Annotated in this window: 17 protein-coding genes; 14 read left to right on the top strand and 3 right to left on the bottom strand. The window is 40.1% G+C overall.

Annotated features, from left to right (window positions below):
* Positions 1-19: 19 nt before the first annotated feature.
* Positions 20-2,476 carry a penicillin-binding protein 1A gene (locus PSPO_RS12615; RefSeq protein ID WP_010562143.1) on the bottom strand — a complete coding sequence of 819 codons (2,457 nt, stop codon included), beginning with the start codon at positions 2,474-2,476 and terminating at the stop codon, positions 20-22.
* A gap of 135 nt (positions 2,477-2,611) precedes the next feature.
* Between PSPO_RS12615 and PSPO_RS12610 the strand changes: the two genes are divergently transcribed.
* The 9 genes from PSPO_RS12610 to PSPO_RS12570 all read left to right on the top strand — a co-directional run bounded on the left by PSPO_RS12610 (position 2,612) and on the right by PSPO_RS12570 (position 11,301).
* Entirely contained in the window at positions 2,612-3,691 is a 1,080-nt protein-coding gene (locus PSPO_RS12610) for a pilus assembly protein PilM (RefSeq protein ID WP_010562142.1), read from the top strand.
* Positions 3,679-4,245 (top strand): PilN domain-containing protein, encoded by a 567-nt coding sequence (locus tag PSPO_RS12605; RefSeq protein ID WP_010562141.1) that lies wholly within the window; start codon positions 3,679-3,681, stop codon positions 4,243-4,245. The genes PSPO_RS12610 and PSPO_RS12605 overlap by 13 nt, the downstream gene beginning before the upstream one ends.
* Positions 4,242-4,847, top strand: coding sequence for a type IV pilus inner membrane component PilO (locus PSPO_RS12600; protein ID WP_010562140.1), 606 nt, complete (start codon positions 4,242-4,244; stop codon positions 4,845-4,847). The genes PSPO_RS12605 and PSPO_RS12600 overlap by 4 nt, the downstream gene beginning before the upstream one ends.
* Entirely contained in the window at positions 4,844-5,377 is a 534-nt protein-coding gene (locus PSPO_RS12595; protein ID WP_010562139.1) for a pilus assembly protein PilP, read from the top strand. The genes PSPO_RS12600 and PSPO_RS12595 overlap by 4 nt, the downstream gene beginning before the upstream one ends.
* The gene (locus PSPO_RS12590) at positions 5,364-7,448 is read left to right on the top strand and encodes a type IV pilus secretin PilQ (protein ID WP_010562138.1); all 2,085 of its coding nucleotides are present in this window, start codon (positions 5,364-5,366) and stop codon (positions 7,446-7,448) included. Before PSPO_RS12595 ends, PSPO_RS12590 begins: the two co-directional genes overlap by 14 nt.
* 142 nt (positions 7,449-7,590) lie before the next feature.
* Positions 7,591-8,109 (top strand): shikimate kinase AroK, encoded by a 519-nt coding sequence (aroK, locus tag PSPO_RS12585; RefSeq protein WP_010562137.1) that lies wholly within the window; start codon positions 7,591-7,593, stop codon positions 8,107-8,109.
* An 18-nt stretch (positions 8,110-8,127) separates the two neighbouring features.
* Entirely contained in the window at positions 8,128-9,207 is a 1,080-nt protein-coding gene (gene aroB, locus PSPO_RS12580; RefSeq protein ID WP_010562136.1) for a 3-dehydroquinate synthase, read from the top strand.
* Positions 9,197-10,387 (top strand): AAA family ATPase, encoded by a 1,191-nt coding sequence (locus tag PSPO_RS12575; protein WP_096035294.1) that lies wholly within the window; start codon positions 9,197-9,199, stop codon positions 10,385-10,387. The genes aroB and PSPO_RS12575 overlap by 11 nt, the downstream gene beginning before the upstream one ends.
* A 77-nt stretch (positions 10,388-10,464) precedes the next feature.
* A complete protein-coding gene (locus tag PSPO_RS12570) occupies positions 10,465-11,301 on the top strand; it encodes a Dam family site-specific DNA-(adenine-N6)-methyltransferase (RefSeq protein WP_010562134.1) in 837 nt (278 codons plus the stop codon).
* Here PSPO_RS12570 and PSPO_RS12565 read toward each other — a convergent pair.
* Together PSPO_RS12565 and PSPO_RS12560 are read right to left on the bottom strand one after the other, a co-directional pair.
* Positions 11,298-11,468: a DUF2970 domain-containing protein gene (locus tag PSPO_RS12565; protein ID WP_010562133.1), complete on the bottom strand. Its 171-nt coding sequence runs from the start codon at positions 11,466-11,468 to the stop codon at positions 11,298-11,300. The two genes, PSPO_RS12570 and PSPO_RS12565, sit on opposite strands and share 4 nt — an antisense overlap.
* A gap of 11 nt (positions 11,469-11,479) precedes the next feature.
* Entirely contained in the window at positions 11,480-11,791 is a 312-nt protein-coding gene (locus PSPO_RS12560; protein WP_010562132.1) for a hypothetical protein, read from the bottom strand.
* Between the two features lie 229 nt (positions 11,792-12,020).
* Here PSPO_RS12560 and rpe point away from each other — a divergent pair, with 229 nt between their 5' ends.
* From rpe to PSPO_RS12535, 5 genes are all read left to right on the top strand, one after another.
* Positions 12,021-12,695, top strand: a complete 675-nt coding sequence (rpe, locus tag PSPO_RS12555; RefSeq protein ID WP_010562131.1) for a ribulose-phosphate 3-epimerase — start codon at positions 12,021-12,023, stop codon at positions 12,693-12,695.
* A gap of 96 nt (positions 12,696-12,791) precedes the next feature.
* Complete coding sequence (gene trpS / locus PSPO_RS12550; protein WP_010562130.1) at positions 12,792-13,796, top strand: tryptophan--tRNA ligase; 1,005 nt, start codon at positions 12,792-12,794, stop codon at positions 13,794-13,796.
* A gap of 65 nt (positions 13,797-13,861) precedes the next feature.
* On the top strand, positions 13,862-14,446 hold the full coding sequence (locus PSPO_RS12545; protein ID WP_010562129.1) for an anthranilate synthase component II: 585 nt from the start codon (positions 13,862-13,864) through the stop codon (positions 14,444-14,446).
* Positions 14,447-14,457: 11 nt separating this feature from the next.
* Positions 14,458-15,618 carry an HDOD domain-containing protein gene (locus PSPO_RS12540; RefSeq protein ID WP_010562128.1) on the top strand — a complete coding sequence of 387 codons (1,161 nt, stop codon included), beginning with the start codon at positions 14,458-14,460 and terminating at the stop codon, positions 15,616-15,618.
* Positions 15,619-15,930: 312 nt separating this feature from the next.
* Positions 15,931-17,136 (top strand): aspartate aminotransferase family protein, encoded by a 1,206-nt coding sequence (locus tag PSPO_RS12535; RefSeq protein ID WP_010562127.1) that lies wholly within the window; start codon positions 15,931-15,933, stop codon positions 17,134-17,136.
* Positions 17,137-17,163: the final 27 nt, after the last annotated feature.

Genomic DNA, 17,163 nt, shown 5'->3' with positions numbered 1-17,163 from the left:
CATAAATGAATTGATACCGTTAAAATAGCTCTTCAGCTGTTTTGCCTGAATCAGTCGTTGTTGTGTAAGGGTCAAATAAATTCTGCACTTCTTGTTGAGTATACTGCGTTGGTGCTGTGCCCTTTATAAAATACTCAAATCGTGACGAGTTATCGGTTTTTTTAGTTAGTAACCCTGATTTACGGTCGATTCTTACTGAGACGAGCCCTTCTGGTTGTTCAATAGGTGCGCTAGGCATACCTCTCAGAGCTTCACGCATATAATCAAGCCATGCAGGCTGCGCCGTTCGTGCACCAGATTCACCGCCAGCAAATTGATTGCGACTTAAATTATTATTGTAGCTTACTCTACCTAAACGCTTGCCGGCATCATCAAAGCCGACCCATACAGTGGTAATCACTTGGCTGTTAAAACCTGAGAACCAAGTATCTACAATATCGTTTGTAGTACCGGTTTTGCCTGATAAGTCATTACGTTTTAAATCTTTTGCACGCCAGCCTGTACCAAGCCAGCCTGGTTCTCCATAGATTGCAGTGTTCATCGCGTCGGCAATTAAAAAGGCATTTTGTTCGCTAATTACGCGAGGCGCGTAATGAAAGCTATCACGCACTTCTTCAGCACTACATTGATTGCAAACAACTAACGGTTGAGATTTATATACGATGTTGCCTTCGGCATCTTCAATACGGTCAATAAAATATGGCTCAATTAAATGTCCGCCATTGGCAAACGTTGCCATACCACGCGCCACTTCTAAAGGCGTTAACGAAGCAGCACCGAGGGAAAGTGCCTCATGTGGTTTAATGTCTTCAGGTGAAAAGCCAAATTTAAGTAAATGGTCTACTGTTTCGCGTGCGCCTATGCCTCGTAACAGGCGAACTGCAACCACGTTTTTAGACTGTGCCAATGCGCGACGCACACGAATTGGGCCATCGTAATTAGCTGGGCTATTTTCTGGGCGCCAAGCGATACGCTGTGCAGAGTTCCAGCTATTTATTGGGGCATCGTTAATTATTGAGCCTAACGAATAGCCATGCTCAATTGCAGCGGAATAAAGGAATGGCTTAATGTTTGAACCTACTTGACGTTTTGCTTGGGTTGCGCGGTTGTATTGCGATAACTCGAAGCTATATCCACCAACAAGTGACTCAATTGCACCGGTTTGAGGATTAAGAGACACTATTGCGCTGCTCACGTCAGGCATTTGAGATAGTTTATATTGACCATCTTCATTTTGCTGTAGCCAAACGAACGCCCCAGGATAGAGTATATCTGAGGTTGTTTCAGGCGGCTTTCCTTGGCGTGAATGCGAAATGTATGGACGAGCCCACTTTAATCCGTCCCATGGAATTGTGATTGAATTGCCGTTTTTAAGTACTGCATAAGCATTTTGCTCATCAATTTGCTCGATAACGGCTGCTTTTAAATAACCGATTTCATTTACAGATTCGAGATAAGAGAGGATTTCATTACGTTGCCAAGCCGTATCCGTTTCGGAGTTCCATAAATAAATGTTAACTCCTCTAAAACCATGACGATGGTCATAGTTATGAATATTATCCATTAACGCTTTTTGCGCAGCAGCTTGGTTTTTAGCTGTGATGGTTGCGTAAACTTTATAGCCGTTGTTATACGCGCCGTCTAATCCGAAGCGTGCAACCATGTCTGCTCGAATCATTTCTGAAATATAAGGTGAAGAAAACTCGATTTCTGCACCGTGTTTTTTCGCTGTTATTGGTGCTTTACTTGCTTCATCAAATTGTGCTTGTGAAATGTATCCTTCAACTAGCATACGTGAAAGAACAACGTTGCGGCGGTGTTTTGCTCGAGTTGGATTACTAATAGGGTTTAATGATGAAGGGGCTTTTGGTAAACCAGCAATCATCGCAAGCTGTGGCAAATTAAGTTGATCTAAATCTTTGCCGTAGTAAACCTGCGCTGCTGCGCCAACACCAAATGCACGATGACCAAGCTCTATTTTATTGAGATAAAGTGCCAATATTTCATCTTTTGTCATTAGGCTCTCAATATGCAACGCAATAAAAATTTCTTTTATTTTTCGCATGTATGCTTTTTCGCGCGTTAAAAAGAAGTTACGCGCCGTTTGCATGGTAATGGTACTGGCACCTTGTTTCTTTTCGCCTGTTGTTATTAGTACGATTGCAGAGCGGACAATGCCTATCGGGTCGATGCCGGGGTGATCGTAGAAACGATTATCTTCAGTCGCGAGTATAGCGTTTAAAAAATCTTGCGGAATTTGATCTATCGTAACCGGAATACGTTTTTTTTCACCAAATTGGTTGATTAATTGGCCATCTTTGGTGAATACTTGCATAGGTGTTTGAAGTTGCACGTCTTTTAAAACGGCAACACTGGGTAGTTCGGGCTTTACGTAAAAGTAAAGGATAACTACTGCAAAAGTACCAAGAATGGTACATATGATAATAAAACGTAAAAAGTTTTTTATAAAAGCCACAGAAAATTCCCGAGAATGGACTCCCAATTACAAGATAACACTGGTAGTATATCCTGATTAATTTTTGAATAAAATTTTTTCGCTAGATTTTATAAAGTTATTATAATTATAAAAAAAAGGATTAGCGTTAGGTTTATGATAGGTCAACTGTTTAAAAAACCACAGCCTCTGATGGTTGGTATTGATATTGGCTCTCATTCGGTTAAAGCCGTGCTATTAAGCCAAAAAGACACTCATTATCGACTTGAAGCGTTTGCTGTCGAGCCAATGCCTAAAGGGGCAATGGCAGAAAGGACGATCCAAGATATTGAAGCTGTTGGTCGTGTAATCAATAAAATTCGTAAAAAACTCCCCAAAAATATCACAGAAGCAGCAACAGCAGTATCTGGTCAGGCGGTTATCACGAAAGTTATTTTTATGGATGTAGCCTTAACGGATGCTGAATTAGAATCTCAAATAGAAATTGAAGCGGACAGCTTAATTCCTTATCCACTTGATGAAGTGAGTTTAGATTTTGAAAAGCTTGATGTAAACGATGCTGATCCATCAAAAGTAAACGTTTTACTTTCGGCTGCGCGTACAGAGAGTGTTGAAGCGCGTGCAGGAGCTGTTGAGTCAGGTGGCTTTGTGCCAAAAGTTGTTGATGTTGAAGCGTACGCGTTAAGTCGTAACCTTGAACTGTGTTACGACTTCTTACCAGAAGACGCTGCAAACAAGGTGGTTGCCTTTATTGATGTAGGCGCAACGATGACCCTTATCAGCGTAACGCAGAACGGTGAGACGTTGTATACCCGAGATCAGGTTTTTGGTGGCGAACAATATACGCAAAGTATTGTTTCTTATTACAATAAGAGTTTTGATGAAGCGGAACTTGCAAAAACGTCTGGTGACTTACCACCAAACTATACGTTTGAAGTGTTAGCACCGTTCCAAACATCATTTTTGCAACAGGTTCGTCGTGCCATCCAAATGTTCTTAACCACAAGTGGTAAAGACCAAGTTGACTATATTGTTTTATCAGGTGGTACCTCGTTAATCTCTGGCTTAGATAAGCTACTGATTGATGAGTTAGGTATTCATTCCGTCATTATGAATCCATTTGAAAAGATGGAGCTAGCACCGGGCGTGGACCGTGAATCTTTAGAGAAGAACCAAGCACAGTTAGCAGTAGCGACGGGCTTAGCACTAAGGAGTTTTTCACCATGCCACATATAAACCTCTTGGCGTGGCGTGATGCGTCGCGCAAGGAAGCACAAAAGCAGTTTGTTAGTATACTTGTGCTCGTTGTTATTGTTGCGTTTGGCAGTATGTTTGCTCTAAGTATGTTCTATGGTGCATTAAAAGATGGCCAAAATGTGCGTAATAACTTCCTTACTTCAGAAATAGCATTATTAGATCAGCGAATTAAAGATATTAATGAGCTAGATAAACGAAAAGCTAGTTTGCAACAACGTATGCGCCTTATTGAAGAATTACAGAGTAACCGAAACCTTGGTACACAGATTATGGACGAGGTTGCATTGGTAGTTCCTTCAGGTGTTTACTTAACAAGCTTAGAGCGTCGCGACCGTGCGCTTCAAATCGTAGGTAAAAGTGAATCACATAACCGTGTATCTGCTATGTTACGTAAGCTTGAAGAGTCATATTTATTTGAAGATGCAATTATGCAAGTGATTGAAGCAGGCGACCAAGAGCTGCGTTTGCTTAACGATTTTAACCTAAGGTTTAGAGTTAAGCCGTTCGAAGAAATTAGCGAGGTTCAAAAATGAATATCGACTTAAAATCGCTAAATGAAATCGATTTAGATGAGTTAGATTTAGAGAACGTTGGTAGTTGGCCACTTGCTGTTAAAGTTATCGTTTGCTGTATCGCTGCAGGCTTAGTTGCGTTTTTTACATATTCAATGTTGGTTTCAAGTGAAATTGAAGCCTATGAAAGAGCACAACAAAAAGAGCAAGAATTGCGAGCTTCTTATCGTCAAAAGTATGACGTAGCTAGTAAGTTAGAAATTTATCGTCAACAAATGGTTGAAATGGAAGAGAAGTTTTCACAGCTTTTAAAACGTCTTCCTACATCAAGTGAAACACCAGGCTTAATTGAAGATTTATCTTACATTGGAACTTCAAGCGGTTTAACGTTCCACAAAGTTGAATGGATGCCTGAGATTGAAAAAGAGTTCTACACTGAGTTACCAATTAAAATCGAAGTGGTAGGTAGTTACCATGATTTTGGTGAGTTTGTAAGTAAAGTAGCTGAGTTACCTCGTATTATCAGCTTACATGACTTCACAATTGAAGGTGGAGAACAACAAGAGCAGTTGGAGTTTAGCGTAGTTGCTAAAACCTACCGCTACGAAGGGGAGCGCGAATGAAAAAATTAGCTATTTTAGCTTTGCCTCTAATTCTTAGTGGCTGCTTTGATGATTTAACGGAACAACAAGAATTTATTAATCAGGTGCGTGCTAATACTAATAATAACGTAGAGCCAATTCCTGAAATTAAGAACTTTAACCACTTTGCTTACACTGCCAGCGAAAAGCGAAGCCCTTTTGTAGCACCAAAACCAGAGGTAATTCAGGATCGATTATTGCAAGTTCAAAACTGCTTGCACCCTGACCCTCGTCGTAGAAAAGAAGCGTTGGAGCGTTTCCCGTTAGAAAATCTACAAATGCGTGGCACAATTGGCTCAGCAACAGAGCTGTTAGCACTTATTACAGCTCCAGATAACTCATTGCATGAAATTGGTGTTGGTGAGCGAATGGGACTATTTAATGGCAAGGTAACTCAGGTACAGAATGGCTTTATTGAGCTGCTAGAATTAATACCTGATGGTGCAGGATGTTGGAAAGAACGCCTGACGAAAGTGGAAATCGTGGAGGCAGGTAGCAATGCGTCAAGTTAATAATAAAGGGTTTAATAATATGCGATTAGCAGTAGGTCTACTTCGTAAAGGCTTTTCAACTTTACTAGCAGCAGGTTTATTGGTGCTTTCATTTGGGGCGTCGGCTGTTCCGCTGCTATATGATGTGCGCTATAACCCATTACTCGATGGCGAAACAGAAATCGAATTCGTATTCGATGAAGAAATTTATGTCGAACCAAAAATTCAGGTGTTTTCAGAACCAGCACGTATCGAATTGTTTTTCGACGAAGCTGACTTTGAGGAAAACTTAACAGAAGTTTTGATTAACAAAGCTGGTGTTAAACGTGTAACCCACGCATTTGAAAATGATGGTTTTAAAGTAACTGTATTTTTAGATTATCTTAAAATTTATCAAACACGCGTAGATAAGAACCTTTTCTACTTACATGTAAGCGATAACCCAACGCAAGATGTAGCGGAGACTTCAGCAGTTGAAGACAGCTCAAGCTATATCAACAAAATTCAAGCAATTGATTTCCGCCGCGGTGAAAGTGGTGAAGCTCGCGTTATGATTTTCTTACAAGAAAACATGGCAGCTATCGATGTAAGCGAAAAGGCGGGTAAAATTGTTGCTGAGTTCCATAATACCGACATTCTTGATGACCTTCTTTATCAGCTAGATGTAATGGATTTTGGTACGGTCGTTAGCACTGTTGAAACATTTAAAGATGGTATTAATAGCCGTATTGTTATCGATACAACAACTGGCTTCGATTATAACTACCAACAATTGGATAATATCTTCACGTTAACAGTTGAAAAAGATGAATCAAAGCGCAGCTTCCTAGGTGACGGCAAAGATTACCAAGGTAAGCCGATGTCGCTTAACTTCCAAGATATTTCTATTCGTCAAGTACTACAAATTATTGCGCAGTATAACAATTTTAACTTAGTAACAAGTGACTCAGTTGAAGGTAACATCACACTGCGTTTAGATGGTGTGCCATGGGACCAAGCGCTTGATGTAGTACTTCGTATGAAGGGCCTTGACAAGCGTATGGATGGTTCAATTTTGATGGTTGCACCAACAGAAGAGCTTGCGTCTCGTGAAGCTAGAGAGTTAGAAGTGAAGCAGAAAGTTGCTGAGTTAGAGCCACTTTATAGTGAATATATTCAGTTAAATTACGCAAAGGCAAAAGACTTCTCTGAACTACTTAAGTTTGAAGGTAATAGTATTTTATCTAGCCGTGGTTCTGTTTCGGTGGATGAGCGTACAAATACACTTTTAATTAAAGACACTGCTACTAGTATCGAAAGTGTTCGTCGTATGATTGAGAATTTAGATATTCCTGTTAAACAGGTTAAAATTGAATCTCGCATGGTAACCGTTCGTGATAATGTACAAGAAGACTTAGGTATTCGTTGGGGTTTTAGTGATCAGCAAAATTCTGATGGCGTTTCAGGCACGCTTGAAGGGGCTAATAATATCGCAAATGGAATTATCCCTGCGCTGAGTGACCGCTTGAACGTTAACTTACCGATCGCTAACCCAGCAGGTAGTATTGGTATTCATGTAGCTAAGCTCGCGGATGGCACACTAATTGACTTAGAACTATCAGCACTTGAGCAAGAAAATAAAGCGGAAATCATTGCAAGCCCAAGTATTACTACGGCAAACCAAAAAGAAGCACGCATTGAACAGGGTACTGAAATTCCTTACGTTCAAGCAGCTTCAAGTGGTGCAACAACGGTTGAGTTCAAAAAAGCTGTATTAAGCTTAGAGGTAACACCACAAATTACACCTGATGATAAGATTATCTTAGATCTTGTTATTACTCAGGATACGCGTGGTGATACGGTGCAAACGCCAACAGGTCCAGCTGTAGCGATTGATACGCAAGAAATCCGCACACAAGTACTTGTTGATAATGGCCAAACCATTGTGTTAGGTGGTATTTACCAACAGCAGATTGTGAGCAACACTAAGAAAGTTCCTCTGTTAGGTGATATTCCTTACCTTGGTTACTTGTTCCAATCAAATAGTGAATTTAATGAGAAGAAAGAGTTACTTATCTTTGTAACTCCTAAAATTCTTAATGAATCTTTGTAATTAAAAAGGGCTGAATAGCCCTTTTTAATGTATAACACTTGAAAACCTTGCCTGTTTGTTGAGATAATCCCTGCCTTACTTTTGGGGACCAGCTAATAAGCGGGGTTTTTTTCAATTTTAGAGTTCGTTTGTACTAAAAGATATGGCTGAAAAACGTAATATATTTCTAGTGGGCCCAATGGGCGCAGGTAAAAGCACTATTGGTCGTCACCTTGCAGACCAACTTCATTTAGAGTTTTTTGACTCAGACCAAGAGATCGAGCGTCGCACTGGTGCGGATATCGCTTGGGTTTTTGATATTGAAGGTGAAGAAGGGTTTCGTCGCAGAGAAGAATCTGTTATTTCCGACTTAACAGAAAAGCAAGGGATCGTACTAGCAACAGGCGGTGGCTCTATTATTAGTAAAGATGTACGTAATAAGTTATCTGCTCGTGGTATTGTTGTTTACTTAGAGACACCAATTGAGAAACAACTAGCGCGTACACAACGCGATAAGAAACGTCCGTTGCTTCAAACTGAAGAAGCGCCTAAAGATGTGTTAGTTCGTCTTGCTGATGAGCGTAACCCTCTTTACGTTGAAGTTTCAGATTTTGTTGTTCGTACTGATGAACAAAGTGCAAAAGTAGTTGCTAATCAAATTATCGAAAAGATAAATTTCTAAATATAAAAGGGGATGCGCATGCTTGAATTATCAGTTAATTTGGGTGAGCGCAGCTACCCGATTTATATTGCACAAAACAATCTTACCGACAGTCCAAATTTATCCAATATTTTGGCAGGTCGTAAATTGGTGATTGTTTCAAATGAAACAATCGCTCCTATCTATCTAGATAAATTTACATCCCAATTACCAAAGAATGACTTTCTTTCTTGCATCATTCCCGATGGTGAGCAATTTAAATCTCTAGAATACTTCGAATTTATTAATCGCTTTCTGTTAGAGCATAATTGTGGCCGTGATACTTGCCTAATTGCGCTTGGTGGAGGTGTGATTGGTGATCTTACTGGTTTTGTTGCTGCATGTTACCAGCGTGGAATTGATTTTATCCAAGTACCAACCACACTACTTTCACAGGTGGATTCATCCGTTGGCGGGAAAACCGCGGTTAATCACCCGCTTGGTAAAAATATGATAGGTGCGTTTTACCAACCAAAAGCTGTTTATATCGATAACAACACACTTAGTACGTTACCAAACAGAGAATTCGCTGCAGGTATCGCAGAAGTGATTAAATATGGGTTAATTTACGATGTTGATTTCTTTAAATACATTGAAGATAACGTCGCTGAAATAAAAGCGCATAACTCGGAACAATTAAGCCAAATTATTTATCGCTGCTGTGAAATAAAAGCAGAAATCGTTGCGCAAGATGAAAAAGAAGCAGGTTTACGTGCATTGCTAAACCTTGGTCATACTTTTGGTCACGCAATTGAAGCTGAGATGGGATATGGTAACTGGTTACACGGCGAAGCAGTTGCAACTGGTATGGTTTTAGCATCCCAATTAGCATACCTAAGAGGCAAGCTATCAGAGGCAGAATTGAAACGTATTGTAAACTTGATTGCAGAATTTGAATTGCCGGTTAGCGCACCAGCGTCAATGTCGTGTGATGATTTTGTAAAACACATGGTTAAAGACAAGAAAAATAAGCAAGGCGTTATTCGATTCATTATTCCAAGCAAGTTTGGTGGCTGCGAGTTAGTTGATGATGTAACTCAGCAAGAGCTAGAAGAGTTATTTAAGCTGCATGCAAACTAAAATATTGCCCAGTAGGCAAGCACTTGTTGATCGAATTGAACTGCAGTTTGCCTACGGTAATAATTTTATCAGTCTCATCTCAGAGGTAGGACTTGGAAAAAGCTACCTTGCTGAGACATTCATTTCCGAAAAGTTTACAGAGCATAACAAAGCTTATGTTAAAGCAACACGTAGTGCGCAAGACCGACATCTAATCGGGCAAATTCTTGAGCAAAGCTTTTCAAATCCATTGATTGATTATGATCTGACTATAGTTGAAAACTTTATCGGGTTAACAGGCGAATCGATAGAGCCACTGCTGATTGTTATTGATGATGCTCACTTTATCAGTGATGATTTTGCAAATGAACTATTCCAACTAACCGAGTCTTACCAAGGTCAGATTCGTATTTTATTAACTGCAACACGACAGCTTCCAGTGGCTGAAGCGATTAACATGCACATTGAAGCATTAGATCAGGCTGAAAGTCTAACGCTGATGAAAATGTATTTTAGTGATTTACCAAATGTTGATGAACCTATTTTTAACGCGTTTATTGAAGCTTCTAATGGTAATCCTCAGCTACTATTAGCTTGGAAAAAAGATAACTCGGAGTTGCAGGTAGCGATGCAAAAACGCAGTAGGCAGTATAAAGTCTACCTTTTGTTAATTTGCATATTAATATTAATTGGGTTGTTAACTTCCTTAGCTTGGTACTTTTTTGATAAAAAGAATATACAAATTGCTTCAGTGAATAATCAACCGACAACTGCAATTACGATTGAAGATGTTTCGTCATCTAAACCTGTTGACTTAACAGCTAAACCCGACAAAACTCCTGGTCAGCCAGAGCAGCAGCCAGAGCAGCAGCCAGAGCAGCAGCCAGAGCAGCAGCCAAAAAACTTAACCGGTAACGAGTGGTTTATTGCACAGCCAGCAAATTATTTTACAATTCAGCTTATGGTGGTGCGCGATCTAGAAGTGATATCTCAAACAGTTGAAAACCTGAATTTAGATAACACACATATATTTGAAATAAAGAGCAATCAAGCTACCCTACATGGTTTAACGTATGGCTTATACAGCTCAATGGCAAAAGCACAAAAAGCGAGAGTAGAGCTACCAGCAACGCTTTTAAACCAGGGCGCGTTTGTCAAATCAGTAGGTAAAATTCAACAGCAAATTCAAGCAAATAACTAAAGCCATAGTTTACTAGTGTGAGCTAGTGTAGAATAGCTGCCCTCGACGTGAATTATAAACAATAAATACCAGCTAGCATGAACAAAAAAACACGCGCATTTTTAAAATGGGCAGGCGGCAAATACAGTTTAGTTGAAGAGCTTTCTAAGCGCTTACCAACAGCAGATACGTTAGTTGAGCCTTTTGTTGGTGCTGGTTCTGTTTTCCTAAATACGCAATTTAAGCATTATATTTTGAATGATATTAATGCAGATCTCATCAATCTCTATAATGAATTAAAAGATAATCCAGATGAGTTTATTGCCGATGCGCGGAAATTGTTTGTTGATGTAAATAATGATGCTGATGTTTACTATGAGTATCGTAAACAATTCAATGCGTCATCAGATGCCTATGAGCGTGCGATTCTATTTTTATATATGAATCGTCACGGCTACAACGGTCTTTGCCGTTATAATAAAAAAGGCATATTCAACGTACCATTTGGCAAATATAAACGCCCTTATTTCCCTGAAAATGAATTGTATTTTTTTGCAGAAAAAGCGCAGCAAGCGACCTTTACGTGCTTAAATTACGAAGAAGTATTTCAAGCTATTCCGGAAAATGCGGTTATTTATTGTGATCCTCCTTATGTTCCGTTAAGTAAAACTGCGTCATTTACTAGTTATGCTAAAGGCGGTTTTGATCTAGACGATCAAGCTAACCTTGCTAACTTGGCTGAAAGTCAGGCGTTTAACCAAGGTAATTCCGTTTTAATCTCTAACCACGACACGTTATGGACACGTAAAATTTACGCGCAAGCGAGCCTTGATGTGATCCAAGTAAAGCGCACAATTAGTCCGAAAGGAAATAAGCGTAATAAAGTGGGTGAATTAATGGCGTTATACAAAGCTGACGTGGACTACGAGATTTAACTAACAACCAGCTGAACAACAAACGTAATTGTTAAAATAAAGGCGACTGTTAGTACAATCCCAAGCACAATTAAGTACCTTACCGATAAGTTTTTGAAGTGATGATGTTGTCGCTTGCTACTCTGTACGCCAAATAATGCAGCTAAAACGGCTTGTAAATACTGCATTATAACGATCCTTATCTTATGTGCGTTGAATAATTCGCTTGTGTTTCTTTTTTACCTGACTCAAGCAGTTCAAGTAAGTCTAGATAATGAAATTGAGAACTGCGACTTTTTCCAATGAACCAAGAAAACCAGCTTTGATTCGCGGCCCGAGCTTGGCAACTGCCTGTAGGGAAATATTCAGTACTCGCGACTTGGAGTTTTGAAGGGCAGTTGCAGCCGTGTGATGTGGTGTTACTTTTTGCAATTAATGAATACGAAGCTGCAGAAAACACCGTAATAGTTGTTGCCAACACTGTGTGTTTTATCCATTTGCTAAACATCATGTTCTGCCTCTTCCAATTAGTAACATGACTAAAGCTTAACCAAGTTTTGGGGACAAAACAACGGTAATTTAACGCAAAATACAACTACTCCATCTCAAATTATGTTATAAATGTTAACCATTTGTAAAGGTGAATTTTAAGAAAAAATAGGTTACAGTATGTGCTGCTTGTAATTGAGCAATTCTCTCTTCCCGTTCAATGTGTTAACAAAAAAATTTGAGGTAGTGTTATGTCGCAGTTTTTAATTGCACCTTCTATTCTGTCAGCTGATTTCGCGCGTCTAGGTGAAGAAGTCGACAATGTTTTAAAAGCTGGTGCTGATGTGGTGCATTTCGATGTGATGGATAATCACTACGTACCCAATTTAACAATTGGACCAATGGTGTGTAAGGCACTACGTGATTACGGAATTGAAGCACCGATTGATGTGCATTTAATGGTAAAGCCAGTTGATACACTTATTCCAATGTTTGCCGATGCAGGTGCAAGCATAATTACATTCCACCCAGAAGCAAGCGAGCATGTAGATCGTACACTTTCATTAATCAAAGAACATGGTTGCAAAGCAGGCTTAGTACTAAACCCAGCAACACCGCTAAGTTGTCTAGAATATGTTATGGATAAACTAGACGTTATTTTATTAATGTCAGTTAACCCAGGTTTCGGTGGGCAAAAATTTATTCCAAATACGCTTGATAAGCTGCGCTCAGTTCGCAAGTTGATAGACCAATCTGGCTACGATATTCGCTTAGAAATTGATGGTGGTGTCAATGTGAATAATATCGCTGAAATTGCAGAGGCGGGCGCAGATATGTTCGTTGCAGGTTCGGCAATTTTCAATCAAGCTGACTACAAGCAAGTAATTGATCAAATGCGTGAACAACTGTCTCACGTAAAATCTTAAAAAATGTGAAATTCAGGTCGACAAATGCTTGCTTCCAATCTTGAAGCATTTAAAATTGTCGGCCTTATTTGTAAATTAAATTAGTAAAGGAAAATCATGACAAAGCCTGTAGTGTTAAGTGGCATTCAGCCCACCGGCGGTATGACAATTGGTAATTATATCGGTGCCATTAACCAGTGGCTTAAATTACAAGAAGATCATGATTGTTACTTTATGCTGGTTGATTTGCATGCGCTTACTGTTCGTCAAGAACCTGAAGTGTTAAAGCAACGTGTATTAGATGGTATTGCGCTTTATGCTGCGTGTGGCATTGATCCTGAAAAATCAGCGCTATTTGTCCAATCACAAGTACCAGAGCATGCACAGCTTAGCTGGGTGTTAAACTGTTATGCACAAATGGGTGAGCTTAATCGCATGACGCAGTTTAAAGATAAGTCAGCTAAAAATGCGAATAACATTAATGTTGGCCTATTTAGTTACCCAGTATTACAAGCTGCAGATATTTTGCTGTATCAAGCGGATCAGGTGCCAGTGGGTGAAGATCAAAAGCAGCATTTAGAATTAACGCGCGATATCGCAACACGCTTTAATAATTTATATGGCGACGTATTTAAAATTCCAGAGCCATACATTCCGGAATTTGGCGCGCGCGTGATGAGCCTGCAAGATCCAACTAAGAAAATGTCAAAGTCTGACGACAATCCAAATGGTTACATCATGTTATTAGATGAGCCTAAAAAGATTGAGAAGAAGCTTAAGAAAGCCGTTACCGATTCAGACGAGCAAGCACGCATTTATTTTGACCCGCAAGAGAAAGCCGGCGTTTCAAACTTATTAACCTTGCTTTCTGTGGCAACTGGCAAATCGATTGAAGAGCTTGTACCTGCGTACGAAGATAAAATGTATGGCCACCTGAAAAAAGACACAGCTGAAGCTGTGGTTAGCATGATTGAGCCGATTCAAACGCGTTTTAAAGAAATTCGTGAAGACCAAACATTGCTTAACAGCATTATGAAATCTGGTGCTGAAAAAGCAGGTGCGCGTGCAGAAGCAACGCTTAAATCGGTTTACAATGCGTTAGGTATGATCCCACGCCCATAATCTTGGCCACATAATGCCAAGCAAGAGCCAGGTTTAGCCTGGCTTTTCTATACATAGGTGCATCCATGTTGTTAATGATCGATAACTACGATTCGTTTACTTATAACTTAGTGCAGTACTTCCAGCGCCTTGATGTTGATGTGAAAGTGGTGCGCAATGATGAGCTCTCAGTTTCTGAAATAGCCAAGTTAAAACCGCAATATATTGTTATTTCACCTGGCCCATGCTCGCCAAACGAAGCAGGGATTTCGCTTGATGTTGTGCATCAATTAAAAGGGCAGCTGCCAATACTCGGAATTTGCCTTGGTCATCAAACGATCGCGCAAGCGTTAGGTGCGAATGTGGTGCGAGCAAAGCAAGTAATGCATGGTAAAACATCAAAAATAATCCATACTAATCAAGGTGTATTCACTAACTTGCCAAACCCATTGGAGGTTTGTCGCTATCACTCTTTAGTTGTTGAAAAGCAAGGTTTACCAACAGAGTTAAGTGTGACGGCGTGGAGCGTGGATACAGATGGACAACAAGACGAAATAATGGGTCTCAAGAATGAGAGCTTGGCATTAGAAGGGGTTCAATTTCACCCTGAAGCCATTTTAACGCAATCTGGATTAGCACTACTAAACAACTTTATAACTACGTATCGGTAATCGTTTTTTACATGAATAAAGCGACAAAGCAAAAATGGCAAGCAGAAATGCTAATTGGTCGATTTCATGACTTATTGTTGGGTCAGCAGTTTGCACAGCAGCAAATTGGTTATATTCATACACTCGATGTTAATTACGGTGAGCCTCTACCGGTACGAAAGCTGTTAGAAGTTGAGCAGGTTGCAGCAAAAGCCCGTGAAAAACAAGACTCTCGTAACCATCAATTTATTGCCGATGTAAATGCTGATCTGCACCAGCAAATCGAAGATGAAATTGATAAGTGCATGGATAATGTTGAATACATTTATAAAGAAATTATTCAAATTCAAGACAATATTCCTGCAACCTTGGACATTTTGGCGGTTAAATCAGCCTCGGTTGGCCGTATCGACCCACTTATCACCGATTTACATTGGTTAGGTGAGGAGATCCTTAAGTTTATTAATTTGCCACAATACCGCCCTGAAAAAGACCCAGCTAAAGCGGTAAGAGTCGATAACCCGTCGCTTGCGCTGCGTTATATCGGCCTTGAAAATTTAAAGCTGATTGTACCGACATTCTCATTAAAGCACTGGACACCTCACAGTACTGCGCCATTCCAAATGTTAAAACGCAAGCTATGGGAAACCGGTATGGCTGCGGGAATTGCATCACGTAGTTTAGCTGAAGAAAAGGGAGAAGATGGCTACAAACCATTCGTACTGGGAATGTTTCATGGTTTAGGAAATATGGCGTTAATTCGTCTCTATCTTAGACTATTTGATGCGCTGTGGGAGAAAAATTCCCGTGAAGCGCGCGAAAATGGTAATAAAGATCGCCATACCGCGCTCTCAGAAATAAAACCTGAAGCCTTATTTTTACGAAACCTGATGGTAGAGAAAGGCGCGCGTTTGTCCTGTAAGTTGATAGAGCATATGAGCTTAAAATACCTTCCTATTGCGCAGGCTATGCATGATATCGCCGAGAATAAGCCATTTGATGAGTGTTTACCGTTAGCGCAAACAGTATTGAAAGGGCGCGCATACAGTTATTATAAGTTTTTACAAAAACATAGCTTAATCGAACCCGACGAAGCAAAAGCGCTGTTTACGCATTATCAATTTAGCGGTAAAGAACTCAAATTACTAGCAAGTACCAGCTTACAGAATCTGCAATTACGCATTGAGCGATAATTATCCTTACTTTTTTCGTAATTTTTTACGCCTATTCATGCAATGTGAATAAATTTCACTAAACAAAGTAATTCACTAGCTTACATAGTGAAGTTTGGTAGAAGATAGGTGTGTTAAACAAAATAGTTATTCATATAACATGAAATATTATCCGAAACCCTTGTATTTAAAGGTGTTAGGGCTATTTTTAAGGAAGACAGTAGGGGAATTTTCTGGAATAATGTCAGTCCGAATTTTGCCCGATTTAGCGGGCTTAGGTAACACAAAAGTGTAATAAAACCTTGTGTACCGAAAAATTAATGAGGAGTTAAAATGACAGTTTCAAGAGCATTATTTGACCAAGTAATGGTACCTAACTATTCGCCATCAGCGGTTATTCCGGTTAAAGGTGAAGGTTCACGAGTATGGGATCAACAAGATAACGAGTATGTCGACTTTGCCGGTGGCATCGCGGTTAACTGCTTAGGTCACTGTCATCCAGCGCTTGTTTCAGCATTGAAAGAGCAAGGTGAAAAATTATGGCACCTTTCAAATGTATGGGCTAATGAGCCAGCACTTCGCCTAGCTGAAAAGCTAACTAAAGCGACATTTGCAGATAAAGTATATTTTGCAAACTCAGGTGCAGAAGCTAACGAAGCTGCACTAAAACTAGCACGTCGTTGGGCACTTGATAATTTTGGTGCTGAAAAATCACAAATTATTTCATTTAATAAAGGTTTCCACGGTCGCACATTCTTCACCGTAACTGTAGGTGGTCAAGCGGCTTACTCGGATGGCTTTGGTCCTAAACCTGGCGACATCGCGCACGCTGACTACAACGATTTAGCGTCATTAGAAGCGCTTATTTCAGATAACACCTGTGCAGTAATGCTTGAGCCACTACAAGGCGAAGGTGGTGTTGTAAGCCCAACTAGCGAATTTATGCAAGGTGTACGTGCGCTATGTGATAAGCACAATGCGTTACTTATTTTTGATGAAGTACAAACTGGTGTAGGCCGTACAGGCGATTTATACGCTTACCAGGGCTTAGGTGTAACACCTGACATTTTATCTACAGCGAAAGCGCTAGGTGGTGGTTTCCCAATTGGTGCTATGCTTACAACAACTGAGATTGCTAAGCACTTAAAAGTGGGTACGCATGGTTCGACATACGGCGGTAACCCGCTTGCATGTGCAGTAGCTGAAGCGGCATTTGACACCGTTAACACAAAAGAAGTACTTGAAGGTGTAACGGCTAAAGAAGCACTTTTCAAAGAGCTACTTGCAGAAATTAATGCTGAATACAACGTATTTGCAGAAGTACGTGGTAAAGGCTTGCTACTTGGCTTAGCGTTAACTGACGAATACAAAGGTCGCGCAAAAGAGTTTATGACAGCAGGTGTTGAGCACGGTGTGATGGCGCTTGTTGCCGGTGCAGACGTAATTCGCTTTACACCATCATTGGTAATTCCAGAAGCTGATATCCGCGAAGGTATGGCTCGCTTTGCAAAAGCAGTAGCACAGGTTGTTAAAGGCTAAGAGCAAAGACAGAAAAGCAGCATTTGG

Source organism: Pseudoalteromonas spongiae UST010723-006, assembly GCF_000238255.3.
Taxonomy (GTDB): Bacteria; Pseudomonadota; Gammaproteobacteria; order Enterobacterales; family Alteromonadaceae; genus Pseudoalteromonas; species Pseudoalteromonas spongiae.
The sequence above is the reverse complement of the archived record's forward strand: the minus strand, read 5'-3'. Positions and strand labels throughout refer to the sequence as shown.